Annotated in this window: 10 protein-coding genes; 1 reads left to right on the forward strand and 9 read right to left on the reverse strand. The window is 72.2% G+C overall.

Features of this window, described 5'->3' with window-relative positions:
• Positions 1-71: 71 nt before the first annotated feature.
• The 8 genes from ACIQRL_RS06545 to ACIQRL_RS06580 form a co-directional block, all read right to left on the reverse strand.
• Positions 72-1,238 (reverse strand): SUKH-4 family immunity protein, encoded by a 1,167-nt coding sequence (locus ACIQRL_RS06545; RefSeq protein ID WP_401327750.1) that lies wholly within the window; start codon positions 1,236-1,238, stop codon positions 72-74.
• Positions 1,239-1,439: 201 nt separating this feature from the next.
• Positions 1,440-1,667, reverse strand: a complete 228-nt coding sequence (locus ACIQRL_RS06550; RefSeq protein WP_401327753.1) for a hypothetical protein — start codon at positions 1,665-1,667, stop codon at positions 1,440-1,442.
• Complete coding sequence (locus tag ACIQRL_RS06555; RefSeq protein ID WP_401327756.1) at positions 1,664-3,970, reverse strand: xanthine dehydrogenase family protein molybdopterin-binding subunit; 2,307 nt, start codon at positions 3,968-3,970, stop codon at positions 1,664-1,666. The genes ACIQRL_RS06550 and ACIQRL_RS06555 overlap by 4 nt, the downstream gene beginning before the upstream one ends.
• A complete protein-coding gene (locus tag ACIQRL_RS06560; RefSeq protein WP_401327759.1) occupies positions 3,967-5,439 on the reverse strand; it encodes a 2Fe-2S iron-sulfur cluster-binding protein in 1,473 nt (490 codons plus the stop codon). The genes ACIQRL_RS06555 and ACIQRL_RS06560 overlap by 4 nt, the downstream gene beginning before the upstream one ends.
• Positions 5,436-6,329 carry an FAD binding domain-containing protein gene (locus ACIQRL_RS06565; RefSeq protein WP_401327761.1) on the reverse strand — a complete coding sequence of 298 codons (894 nt, stop codon included), beginning with the start codon at positions 6,327-6,329 and terminating at the stop codon, positions 5,436-5,438. Before ACIQRL_RS06565 ends, ACIQRL_RS06560 begins: the two co-directional genes overlap by 4 nt.
• Before the next feature lie 280 nt (positions 6,330-6,609).
• The gene (locus ACIQRL_RS06570) at positions 6,610-8,268 is read right to left on the reverse strand and encodes a beta-N-acetylhexosaminidase (RefSeq protein ID WP_401327764.1); all 1,659 of its coding nucleotides are present in this window, start codon (positions 8,266-8,268) and stop codon (positions 6,610-6,612) included.
• Positions 8,269-9,124: 856 nt separating this feature from the next.
• Positions 9,125-9,421, reverse strand: a complete 297-nt coding sequence (locus ACIQRL_RS06575; protein ID WP_103554931.1) for a DUF3039 domain-containing protein — start codon at positions 9,419-9,421, stop codon at positions 9,125-9,127.
• A gap of 86 nt (positions 9,422-9,507) precedes the next feature.
• Positions 9,508-10,080, reverse strand: coding sequence for a YqgE/AlgH family protein (locus ACIQRL_RS06580; protein ID WP_401327768.1), 573 nt, complete (start codon positions 10,078-10,080; stop codon positions 9,508-9,510).
• A 281-nt stretch (positions 10,081-10,361) separates the two neighbouring features.
• On the opposite strand from ACIQRL_RS06580, the gene murA reads away from it, so the two are divergent.
• Positions 10,362-11,702 (forward strand): UDP-N-acetylglucosamine 1-carboxyvinyltransferase, encoded by a 1,341-nt coding sequence (murA, locus tag ACIQRL_RS06585; protein WP_037619256.1) that lies wholly within the window; start codon positions 10,362-10,364, stop codon positions 11,700-11,702.
• Between the two features lie 160 nt (positions 11,703-11,862).
• Here murA and ACIQRL_RS06590 read toward each other — a convergent pair whose 3' ends face one another.
• Positions 11,863-12,144, reverse strand: a complete 282-nt coding sequence (locus tag ACIQRL_RS06590) for an HU family DNA-binding protein (RefSeq protein WP_007382399.1) — start codon at positions 12,142-12,144, stop codon at positions 11,863-11,865.
• Between the last annotated feature and the right edge of the window lie 74 nt (positions 12,145-12,218).

Genomic DNA, 12,218 nt, shown 5'->3' on the forward strand with positions numbered 1-12,218 from the left:
TGGTGCCTGTCGGGCATCGGGTCGATCCGGGCGCGGGTGTCGGTCCGGTGGTCCGGTGGTCCGGTGGTCCGTCAGGCGTACAGCGTGCCGCCCGCCCGGTCCTCGAAGATCTCCGGCCAGTAGCGGCGGCCGTCGTCGCCCGGGAGGGTGGGGGTCGGGTCGCAGGCGGTGGGGTCGACGGTGGCGAGGGTTTCGGTCAGGGTGGCGGCGAGCTGCTCGTAGGAGTCGCTGAGGCCGTGGGCCGCGTCGACGGTCTTCTCGCGGTGGTGGAGCCAGAGGGTGAACGCCAGCGTGGAGATGTCCGCGTTGAGCGGGCGCAGGGTGAGGTCCGGCTCGCTCCAGGCGAGGACGGCGCCCGTGGTGCCGTCCACGACCAGGCTCGTGTCCTCCAGGAGGTGGCCGAGGCGTATCAGGCGGTCGGCCGCGGCGGGGAGCAGTCCGGCCGAGAACTCGTCGGGGCGCTCGTCCGCGTAGTACTCGGTGAGGGCCGGCAGCGGCACCTCCGTGTCGAGCTGGAAGAGGAAGCCGTCCTCGGGCAGGCCGGACTCCCGCAGGAAGCGGCGGGTCGGTTCGTGCGTCAGCGCGGGCGGGAAGTCGACGTCCTCGAACCGCATGATCCCACCCGCGCCGAACTCCTCGTCCAACAGCCGCTTCGGCAGCCCGAGGACAAGTCCCTCGCCGGGTCCGGCGATCCGGGCGAGCGGGCGGATCAGCGCGGCCATCCGCCAGTACGCCGGTACGTCCGCGCCCGTGGCGTCCTCGAAGACGGCGCTCAGCCGGTCCGACACCTCCGCGACCGCCTTCGGGCCGAACGGGCCCCGCCGGCCGCGGGACACGGTCAGTTCCTCGGTGGCCGCGGCGAAGCGCAGCAGGGCCTCCAGGGAGGGCGCCAGGGGCGAGAGGTCCAGTTGGGCGGGGTTCCGCTGGAGGTACGTCGAGGAGACCTCGCCCGTCGTCCCGTCCAGCAGGATCGACTCCAGGTCACGGTCCAGGCTGCGCAGCGCCCCGATGACGAGTTGGTCGCGCAGTTCCCCGGCGAGTTTGTCGGCGTCGCCCGCCAGGTCGGCGACGGTGCGCAGGCCGTGCTCCCGCAGCGTGCCGAACCCGAGCAGCGTGCCGTCGCCGGGCAGTCCGGGGCCGGTGAGCCGGTTCCGGGTGCCGGTGTGGGTGACGTACGGATCCAGCTCGTCGTCGGTCAGTGTGATCGCGCCGCCGACATCGGTGTCAGTCGTGCTCATGGCTCCCCCGCGCATGTGAACGCATCGTGCTTCCCCCTGAGGGAACGGCCGGTCGTCCCACGGCAGTTCCCCATTGAGCCAGAACCATACGCCGCCCCACTGACAACGCCGGAAACACACGGAAACGGGCCCTCCACGGTCCGGAGACGGCGTGAGGGGCCCGTGTGGTGACGCGGGGCGCGTCAGGTGAAGCGGGGCGCGTCAGGTGAAGTAGACGCCGCCCAGGACGACGACGATGGCCGCCAGCACGAACAGCAGCACCCAGATCAGCAACTTCCCCACGCTGGGCGGGGGTTCGTAGCGCGGCTGCCCGGCCTCGGCGCCCGGGACCGACGGTTCGGCTCCGTGCGTCGACGGTTGGACGCTGTGCGTCGACGGTTCGACGCCGTTCGGCGAGGGTTCGCCGGTCGTCGGCTCCTGCGCGCTCACGAGGTCGTCACCACGGCCGCCTGGGGGCGGATCGGCAGACGGTTGACCGGCCGGCCGGTGGCCGCCCGTACGGCGGACGCGATGGCCGCCGGTGAGGTCACGACCGGTACGGCGCTGACCGCCTTGGCGCCGAAGGGGGCGACGACGTCGCGCTCCTCGACCAGCTTGACGATGCGGATGTCGGGCGCGTCCAGGGCGGTCGGCAGGGCGTAGCCGGTGAGGTCGGGGTGCCGGACCAGGCCGCGGGCCGTCCGGAGGTTCTCGGTCAGCGCGGCGCCGACGCCCTGGGTGACGCCCGCCTCGATGCGGGCCGTCAGCTGGGCCGGGTTGAGGATCCGGCCGACGTCCTGGGCGAGCGCCAGCTCCACGACCCGTACGGAGCCCAGTTCGATGTCGACGTCCACCACCGCGCGGATGGCGCAGAAGGCGAGGCCCACGAAGGCGTCGCCCTGGCCGGCCTCGTCCAGCGGTTCGGTCGGGTGCGGGCGGCACTGCGCGGTCGCCCACAGCTCCTTGCCGTCCATCGCCTCGGTGACTGTGGTCGACAGCACACCGTCGTACGACGTGATCTTGCCGTCGGTGATCTGGAGCAGCTCGGTGGACATGCCGAACTTGTGCGCCAGCGGCTGCAGCAGTTGCGTACGGACCATCTTGGCCGCGCGCTCCACCGCTCCGCCGGACACCCAGGTGTGCCGGCCGCGGCAGCTCGGACCGGCCGGGGGCTGGTCGGTGTCGACCGGGGCCACGTGGACCTCGTCGATGCCGAGGGTCTCCTGGACGATCTGCCGGGCCAGCGTGGTGAAGCCCTGGCCGGTCTCCACGGCCGCGCAGAGCACCGTGGCGACGCCGTCGTGGACCTTGACGGTAGCCGTCGAGACCTCGTCGGCGCCCTCGGCGCCGAGCATGTGGACCATGCCGAGCGCGTAGCCGACACCGCGGCGTACGGCACCGGGCTCGCCCGCGCCCTCGGGGCCGCCGGGCAGCAGCCACTCGTCCTCGGGCGTGTCCTTGGGGAGGGCGGGCAGTGGGTAGTCGCGTACGGCCTGGAGCAGCTCGGCGACGGGCGCCGGGCAGGTCACCGTCTGGCCGGTCGGCAGGACGTCTCCGGTGGCCATGGCGTTGCGCAGGCGCAGTTCCGCGGGGTCCGTCCCGAGTTTCTTGGCCAGCTTGTCCATCTGGGCCTCGTAGGCGGCGCAGACCTGGAGGGCGCCCTCGCCGCGTACATGCCCGGAAGGCGGGTTGTTGGTGCGCACGGCCCAGCCCTCGATGAAGGCGTTCGGGACGACGTACGGGCCGCAGGCGAAGGAGACCGCGGCGGCGAGGGACTCCCCGGAGGTGTCGGCGTAGGCGCCCGCGTCGAGCAGGATCTGTGCCTCGACCTTGACCAGCATGCCGTCGGCGTCGGCGTGGTGCCGGTAGCGCAGCAGGGTCGGGTGCCGGTGGGCGTGGCCGAGGAAGGACTCCTCGCGCGTGGCGGTGAGCTTCACCGGGCAGCCGGTCGTCAGGGCGAGCAGGCCGAGCGCGAGCTGGAAGCCCTGGTCCTCGCGGTCCGCGGAGGCTCCGGGGACGCCGGTGACGACGACCTTCACGCGCGCGGGTTCGAGGCCGTAGCAGGCGGCGGCGGCGTCGCGGTCGCTGTGCGGGTCGGTGGAGGCGATGTAGAGCTCGACGCCGCCGTCGGGGCGGGGCACGGCGAGTCCGGCCTCGGCGCCGATGGGGGCGGGGTCCTGGCGGCCGATGCGGTACAGGCCCTCGACGACGATCTCGCCCACCGCGTCCGGGTCGCCGTGGCGCAGCGGGATGTGGCGGATCAGGTTGCCGTCGGGGTGCAGGGGTTCTGCCTCGAAGGCCTGCTCCGGGTCGGTGACCGGTTCGAGGACCTCGTACTCGACGATGACGGCGGCGGCGGCCATCCGCGCGGTGTCCGGGTGGTCGGCGGCGACGGCCGCGATGGGCTCACCGTGGTGGCGTACGACCTCGGAGGCGAACACCGGGCGGTCGGCTCTGCCGCGGCCGTGCAGCGGGGTGCCGGGCACGTCCTCGTGGGTGATGACGGCGCGTACGCCGGGCATCTCGCGCGCGTGGCTGGTGTCGATGGACAGGATCCGCGCGTGCGGGTGGGGCGAGCGGAGCACGGCGGCCCACAGCAGGCCCTCGGCCCACAGGTCGGCGGCGTAGGGGAACGTGCCCTCCGTCTTGGCACGGTCCTCGGCGGCCGGCAGCGAGACGCCGAGCCCGTGCGGCAGGGGCTCGGGGCCTGTCTCGTGCGCCGCGGGTGTCGCGGTCGCGGCTGTGTTGGTCACGCCTGGCCTCCGTCCTGGCCGTACGGCTGTTCGTGCTGGGCCCGGGAACCGTAGGCGGCCTCGTCCTCGTAGGCGGAGGGGTGGACGCCGCCGGCGCCTGGGCCGGCCTGGTGCGGGATACGGGCCTCGTCCGCCTCGGGGGCGGCTTCGGCCGCGGCGGCGGAGTGCGCCTCGCGTTCGGCGACGACCTCGCGCACGGCGTCCAGGACACCGCGGTAGCCCGAGCAGCGGCACAGGTTGCCGCACAGGGCCTGGCGGGTCTCCAGCTCGCTCGGCGCGGGGTTGCCCTCCAGCAGGTCGTGCAGGGTCATCGCCATGCCGGGGACGCAGAAACCGCACTGCACGGCACCGCACTTGGCGAGGGCCCGCTGGACGTCGGAGGGCTGTCCGTCGGCGGCCAGGCCCTCGACGGTGCGGACCTCGCTGCCGGCCGCGGTGACGCCGGGCACCAGGCAGGACGCCACGAGCCGGCCGTCCACCTGGACGTTGCAGGCGCCGCACTCGCCCTGCGAGCAGCCGTCCTTGGCGCCCGCGAGGCCGAGCCGCTCGCGCAGCACGTAGAGCAGCGACTCGCCGATCCAGGCGTCGGTGACGGGCCGGTCGGCGCCGTTGACGCGCAGGACGTAGGAGGCGAGGGGGTGTTCGTCGTGCGGGGCCTGGGCGGGATGGTCCGCGTCCGGTGTCTCGTCGCCCGTGCCCACGGCCTCGTGCGCCGGATCGGGCTCGGACACCTCGCGTGTCCCCGTGGTCACCGGCTCGAGGTCAACGACGGTCTCAGGGGCCTCATGGACGGGCCGTACGGGGCGCTGGGCGGCCTGCGCGGGCGATTCGGGCTCCGACTGCCCCGCGCGCCCCACAGGGGCCTCTGTGGCCACTTCGTGCGCGTCGGCGGTCCAGGGCTGCCCGATCTCGCTGGCCCAGGGCGCGGACGCGCCGCCGGGGAGCGTGGCGGGCGGCATGCCGCCCCACTGCTCGACGAGTGCCGATGTGGTGAACTCGCCCGATTCGTCCGGAAGGTCGCCTCCGGCCACCGGAATCGACCACTGCCCGGTCACGTCCTGCCCGGCGCCGTGCCCCTGGCCGTGCCCGGCCCCGCCGTCACGGGCGGCGTCGTCGAACTGCCACTGCCCGGTGGACCCGGGGTGGTAGGAGAACCGGTCGTCATGGGCTCCGGGGCCCGCCTGCGCGGCGTTCGGATCCGGCCACGGGGCGTTGCCGCCCTGCCCGGCCCACGTTCCGCCGGCCACCGGGTCCGCCGCCCCGGGCGGGGCGGGCGTCACGGCGATCTGCGGGGGCACGTAGCCGTGCCCCGGCGCGGCGAGCGGTTCCCGGGCCGCGAGGAGTGCCTCGATGCCGCCTTCGGGGAGTTTGACGAAGGCGGTGGCGCCGTCGTCGTAGTCGCCCTGGGGCAGCGGATCCCAGCGGCCGCCGCTCCGCGGAGCGCCCTCATCGTGCTGGTCGTCGGTCACGACAGTGCCCTCCCAAGTGCTCGTCGGGCCAGCGCGGCGACGGTGCGCCGCAGGTGCAGTACGGCGGGCGGAAGCGGTGTCACGGATCCGTCCTCGGCGGGGACGGGGTCGGGGATGCAGGCCGCGGCAACGTACTCGCCGAACGCGGCCAGCGCCTCCGGGACGATCGCGCGGCTGTTGTCCCAGTCGATCAGCTGGGCCACCCACGCCTCGGCGTCCAGGGGCCGCAGCGGCATCGGCGCTATGGCGCCGACCGCGCACCTCACACCGCGCCGGGCCGGGTCGAGGACGACCGCCACGGAGGCGATGGCGCGCCCGGGTCCGGTGCGCCCGGTGGCCTTCAGGAAGACCTGCGGGGCGTGCAGCAGCGGCACGCGCACGTAGCCGATGAGTTCTCCGCCGCCGAGCATGTCCACGCCGGCGAGCAGGTGCGACACGGGGATCTCGCGGCGGGCTCCGCCCGGCCCCGCGATGATCAACGTGGCTTCCAGTGCGGCCAGTACGGGCAGCGCGTCCCCGGTGGGGGCGGCCGAGGCGATGTTGCCGCCGAGGGTGCCGGCGTTGCGGATCTGCGGCGGTCCGGCCGCCCGCGCGGCTGCGGCGAGGGCCGGGATGAGGGCCGCGAAGTCGGGGCGGCCCATGCGGGCGTGGGTGAGTCCCGCGCCGAGCAGGGCGTGGCCGTCCTGGTACTGCCAGCCGCGGATCTCGCTGATCCGGCCGAGGCCGACGAGCGCGGCCGGCCTGAGCTGTCCGGAGTTGACCGCGGCCATCAGGTCCGTGCCGCCTGCCACCGGAACGGCCGTGGGCATGGCGGCGAGCGCCGTCACCGCCTCGTCCAGCGAGACGGGCAGCGTCACGGCCTGCGCCGTCTGCGGTGCGTGCGTGGTCAAACCGGTTGCCCCTTCCCGCTGCCCCACCTGGTCCCACCTGTGCTGCCGTACGGTACGTGCTGACAGGGCGGACGTGGCAACTCTGGCACATCTTCCCCGGCCCCCGACGCGGGGGTCCGCTAGGAGGCATTCGCCCCTCTCACCAGGGGGATGGCCGGTTTTCGCATGGCATCGCCGGTGAGCGCGCATTGTCACTCTTCGGTGACCCTTGGGGCTCTTTTTCCTTGCGGGGCAACGGTGCCAGGGCACTCGCACCGGGGCACACCGGTCGTGAGGCGTCTCACACGTTCGAGGGCGCCCCCTCGATCGGGCGTCCGAGCACCCCGGGCCGCCGCTGCCACGGCCGCGGTCCCGTGGGCGGGCGGTAGGCCACTCCGAGGGCGTCGAGCCGCTCGTAGTGCGCGCTCATCCGCCGCTCGAAGCCGGCGAAGTCCCGCTCCGCGGGGGCCGGCAGCCGGCTCCAGGCGACCTCGGCGAAGGCGGCGAGCCTCGGGAAGGCCTGGTAGTCCACGCGCGTGTGGTCCTCCATCACCTCGGTCCACACGTTGGCCTGCGTGCCCAGCACGTGCCGTGCCTCCGCCGCGGTGAGCTGCGGCGGAACCGGTTCGAAGCGGTAGACGTCCTCCAGTGTGCGCACATAGGCGATCGGCACCGGTTCGTCCTCGCCCGCGGCCTGACGGTAGTCCAAGTACACGTGCTGCTCGGGGCACATGACGACGTCGTGGCCCGCGCGCGCGGCCGTGACGCCGCCCTGGTAGCCGCGCCACGACGACACCGCGGCGCCCGGCGCGAGACCGCCCTCCAGGATCTCGTCCCAGCCGATCAGCCGACGCCCGCGCGCGGACAGCCAGTTGTCGAAGTGCCGGATGAACCAGGACTGCAACTCGTCCTCGTCGGCGAGCCCGAGTTCCCTGATGCGCGCCTGCGCCGTGGCCGACCGCTTCCACTGGTCCTTGGAACACTCGTCGCCCCCGATGTGGAAGAAGCCCGAGAACTCCGGGAAGCGCGCGGGGTCCGCCGGGAACAGGTCGAGGAGTTCCTCGAAGACCCCCTCGTAGAACCGCAGGGTGTTGTCAGTGGGGGCGAGTACGTTTTCGGAGACGCCCCAGTTGTCCCAGACGGTCAGGGAGGTCGTGTCGATGACGTCGGTGTTGCCCAGTTCCGGATACGCGGCGATGGCGGCCTGCGAGTGGCCGGGGATGTCGATTTCGGGGACGACGGCGATATGCCGCTCGGCCGCGTACGCGACGATCTCGCGGATGTCGTCCTGTGTGTAGAAGCCTCCGTGCGGCTTCTCGTCCCACAGCGGCGAGGCCCGGTGGCCGAATTTGGTGCGCGGCCGCCAGGAACCGACCTCCGTCAGCCTCGGGTAGCGCTTGATCTGAACACGCCACCCCTGATCGTCGGTGAGATGGAAGTGGAAGACGTTGAGTTTGTGCGCGGCCAGCAGGTCGAGGTAGCGCAGGACGCCTTCCTTGGGCATGAAGTGCCGGGAGACATCGAGCATCAGGCCGCGCCAGCGGAATCGGGGCGCGTCCTCGATGGTCCGGTGCTCGATTTCGTACGCCGTCCGCGGATGGATCGGGGCGCGGCGAAAAGCGTCGGGGCCGAGCAGTTGACGCAGTGTCTGCGCGCCCCAGAAGACGCCGGCCGCGTCGCCGCCGCGGATCTCGGCGCCGTCGTCGCCGACACCGAGCCGGTACGCCTCCGGTTCCAGGGTGTCGTCCAGGAGCAGGCGTACGGCGCCCGGCGCGCCCTGCGGCCCAGGTCGCAGCGGTAGTCCGAGCGCGGTGCCGAGCGTCGAGCGCAGCCAGCGTTCGACGGTGTCCGTGCCGGGCGCGGCCCACAGGGTGGTGTCCGCGTCCAGCGCGAACCGCCCCTGCGTGGCGCCTTCGACGAGGCGGGGCGCGGGAATCAGGCCCGTATCCATCATGTCCATCCGTCCTTCAGTTCTTTACCGCCGACGAGGTCGCAGGCGAGTCGCCGGTGTACGCGTACGAAGAAGATCGGCGTCTGAATCACCATCACCGCGGAGACGGCCGCCATACCGTCCGGTCGGGTCGCGCCGGCTTACGGAGGACACGGTGGACCGGCGGCGCGGGGACCGTTGTCCGCCGTCGAGGAAGAACGACTCGGGGAACGGAAAATCGTTCCCGGCCGGGACGGAGGAAAACATCCGGGCGGCCATGAACACCGTCGCCGGGAGAAACCCGACGAGCGCCGGAACGACCGGAACGGAGCTCGCCCCGAGAGGGAACTCGAGGAAGTGCCGGCCGAATTCCCGTTGCCGGAAGACGCGCGGGAAGGAATCCGGGGAGGGCGAAAGCGACCGGAGCCGGGGCCCGGTGGGCGCCCACTGCCGCGGCGGCCCGAAAGCGCCGGGCACCGTCCGGCAGAAGAACGTTCGCCGTCCGGGCCGCGAGGATTCCGGGACCGGCGAGCATCATCGAGCGTCCTCCAACGGGGCGTGTTGCAGCATGCGCAATGGCGGTTTCGCACCGCACAACACTCCGGAGGTTATGGAGTCCGCGAACCGCCCACAAGAGGTCTCAACCACTCCGTGACCACGGCGCGCACTCCGTGCAACGCCCAGCCGCCGACGGCCTCCCCGTCGGCCCGTTCGCCCGCACTCCCCCGGATCTCGCGGACGGCCCGCGCGTCGGCCCCGATCAGGCGACAAGGAGGGCGACGAGGAGGGGCGGCCTCGAACACGACACGGCCGCGACGCCCCTCGTCAGGGGTGTCGCGGCCGTGCTCGGTCCATGCGGCGTACCGCGCCGGGGAGGACCTCGGCGTTACTTCTTGTCGCCGCCCTTGCCCTGGTCGCCACCGGCGCCCATGGACTCGAAGATCTCCTTGCACATGGGACACACGGGGTACTTCTTCGGGTCGCGGCCCGGTACCCACACCTTGCCGCACAGCGCCACGACGGGCGTGCCGTCCAGCGCGCTCGCCATGATCTTGTCCTTCTGGACGTAATGGGCGAAGCGCTCGTGGTCCCCGTCGCCGTGCGACACCTGCGGCGTCGGCTCTACGAGGGTCCCCGTCCCCGTGCCTCGCTGGGGCTGGGTCTCAGGCTCAAGAGTGCTCATGAAGCCAAGGGTACTGGGGCTCGCACCCATCAGTTGAGGGAAGGGTCGCGCGCCCGTGACGGAAGCGTCGGGGGCCGGTGCGCCGGTCAGTTGAGGGAGGGGTCGTCGGGGTACGTCGCCACCATCGCCAGTTCGCTGCGCTGGCGGCGCAGGACCTCGCGCCACAGGCGTTCCGGTGACGGGGAGGAGACGTCTCCCGGTTCGGACTCGACGACGTACCAGGCGCCCTCCACCAGTTCGTTCTCCAGCTGGCCCGGGCCCCAGCCCGCGTATCCGGCGAAGATGCGCAGGGAGCCGAGGGCCGCCGCGAGGAGCTCGGGCGGGGCCTCCAGGTCCACCAGACCGATCGCGCCGTGCACCCGCCGCCAGCCGAGTGGCGCGCGCTCTCCCGCCGTACCGCCCGGGATGACCGCCACCCCCAGCGCCGAGTCCAGCGAGACGGGACCGCCCTGGAAGACGACACCCGGTTCCCCGGCCAGTCCGGCCCAGTTCTCCAGGATGTCGCCGACACCGACCGGGGTCGGGCGGTTGAGGACGACACCGAGGGAGCCCTCCTCGTCGTGGTCGAGGAGAAGCACCACCGCACGGTCGAAGTTCGGGTCCGCCAGGGCGGGCGTGGCCACGAGCAGCCGCCCTGTGAGCGAGGACACCTCGGTCATGCCAGACATGATCCCGCACATTCCCTTCATGTGGGGAGCCAATACACGTACGGGAGTGAACGCAGCTCAGGGCGCAACGGAGCGTTGCCCGCGCACACCGGGACCGGTGACCCCGTGTGCCCGATTCGGAACGGTTCGTGTTGTGGCCAAGCCATGACCCAGCCGAGTCCTCCGAGGGCTTACTGCGCCGGGGTGGGCGGCCATTACCCTTGCTGTTCGGCGCCCGTACGACCGGCCGGCCGACGACCCACACCTGCCCAACTCATCGGAACGCGAGATACATGACCGTCAACGACGATGTCCTGCTTGTCCATGGCGGAACCCCGCTTGAGGGCGAGATCCGTGTCCGCGGTGCGAAGAATCTCGTACCGAAAGCCATGGTCGCCGCTCTGCTGGGCAGCGGTCCGAGCCGGCTGCGCAATGTCCCCGACATCCGCGACGTACGTGTCGTACGCGGACTGCTGCAGTTGCACGGTGTGACCGTCCGTCCGGGTGAGGAGCCCGGCGAGCTCATCCTCGATCCCTCGCACGTCGAGAGCGCGAACGTCGCCGACATCGATGCCCACGCGGGCTCGTCGCGCATCCCGATCCTCTTCTGCGGTCCGCTGCTGCACCGCCTCGGCCACGCCTTCATCCCGGGCCTCGGCGGCTGCGACATCGGCGGCCGGCCGATCGACTTCCACTTCGAGGTGCTGCGGCAGTTCGGCGCGAAGATCGAGAAGCGGGAGGACGGCCAGTACCTGGAGGCCCCGCAGCGACTGCGCGGCACCAAGATCCAGCTGCCGTACCCGTCCGTGGGCGCGACCGAGCAGGTGCTGCTGACCGCGGTGCTCGCGGAGGGAGTCACGGAGCTCTCGAACGCGGCTGTGGAGCCGGAGATCGAGGACCTGATCTGCGTCCTGCAGAAGATGGGCGCCATCATCGCGATGGACACCGACCGGACGATCCGCATCACCGGTGTGGACTCGCTCGGCGGCTACACCCACGCGGCCCTCCCGGACCGCCTGGAGGCCGCCTCCTGGGCTTCCGCGGCGCTGGCGACCGAGGGAAACATCTACGTCCGCGGCGCCCAGCAGCGCTCGATGATGACGTTCCTGAACACCTACCGCAAGGTGGGCGGTGCCTTCGAGATCGACGACGAGGGCATCCGCTTCTGGCACCCGGGCTCGCAGCTCAAGTCCATCGCGCTGGAGACGGACGTCCACCCCGGCTTCCAGACCGACTGGCAGCAGCCGCTGGTCGTGGCGCTGACGCAGGCCACCGGCCTGTCCATCATCCACGAGACGGTGTACGAGTCCCGGCTGGGCTTCACGTCCGCGCTGAACCAGATGGGCGCGCACATCCAGCTCTACCGTGAGTGCCTCGGCGGCTCCAACTGCCGCTTCGGCCAGCGCAACTTCCTGCACTCCGCGGTCGTTTCGGGCCCGACGAAGCTCCAGGGCGCCGACCTGGTCATCCCCGACCTGCGCGGCGGCTTCTCGTACCTGATCGCGGCGCTGGCGGCGCAGGGCACGTCCCGCGTCCACGGCATCGACCTGATCAACCGCGGCTACGAGAACTTCATGGACAAGCTCATCGCGCTCGGCGCGAAGGTCGAACTGCCGGGCAAGGCACTGGGCTGACCCCCGTCTCCGCCGGGCAGGGCACTGGGCTGACGCCGGTCTCCGCCGGGCGCGGCGGACGGACCTACGACGATGGGGCGGCCCCCCTGAAAGGGGCCGCCCCATTGGCGTTGCTGCGCCTTGTACGCGTCCCGCGTCGGCGGGAGCGTACCGGCGGGCCTTACTTGCCCTTGGCGGCTTCCTTGAGCTTCGAGCCCGCGGAGACCTTCACGCTGTAGCCGGCCGGGATCTGGATCGGGTCGCCGGTCTGCGGGTTGCGCGCGGTGCGAGCGGCACGGTGGGTGCGCTCGAAGGTCAGGAAGCCGGGGATGGTGACCTTCTCGTCGCCCTTGGCGACGATCTCGCCGACGGTCTCGGCGAAAGCGGCCAGAACGGCGTCGGCGTCCTTGCGGGTCACCTCGGCACGGTCGGCCAGCGCGGCCACCAGCTCACTGCGGTTCATGTTGTTACTCCCGTGTTCTTCTTGCTGTTGAGGCGTGCCACGCGGCGGAGCCGCATATCGGGCACAGTGAAGCC

This window comes from Streptomyces sp. NPDC091209, from assembly GCF_044757755.1.
Lineage (GTDB): Bacteria > Actinomycetota > Actinomycetes > Streptomycetales > Streptomycetaceae > Streptomyces.

Excerpts from the sequence above, each read along its gene's own strand:
- ACIQRL_RS06545 (WP_401327750.1), bottom strand. The coding sequence starts at position 1,238 with ATGAGCACGACTGACACCGATGTCGGCGGCGCGATCACACTGACCGAC.
- ACIQRL_RS06570 (WP_401327764.1), bottom strand. The coding sequence starts at position 8,268 with ATGGACATGATGGATACGGGCCTGATTCCCGCGCCCCGCCTCGTCGAA.
- ACIQRL_RS06575 (WP_103554931.1), bottom strand. The coding sequence starts at position 9,421 with ATGAGCACTCTTGAGCCTGAGACCCAGCCCCAGCGAGGCACGGGGACG.
- ACIQRL_RS06580 (WP_401327768.1), bottom strand. The coding sequence starts at position 10,080 with ATGACCGAGGTGTCCTCGCTCACAGGGCGGCTGCTCGTGGCCACGCCC.
- murA (WP_037619256.1), top strand. The coding sequence starts at position 10,362 with ATGACCGTCAACGACGATGTCCTGCTTGTCCATGGCGGAACCCCGCTT.
- ACIQRL_RS06590 (WP_007382399.1), bottom strand. The coding sequence starts at position 12,144 with ATGAACCGCAGTGAGCTGGTGGCCGCGCTGGCCGACCGTGCCGAGGTG.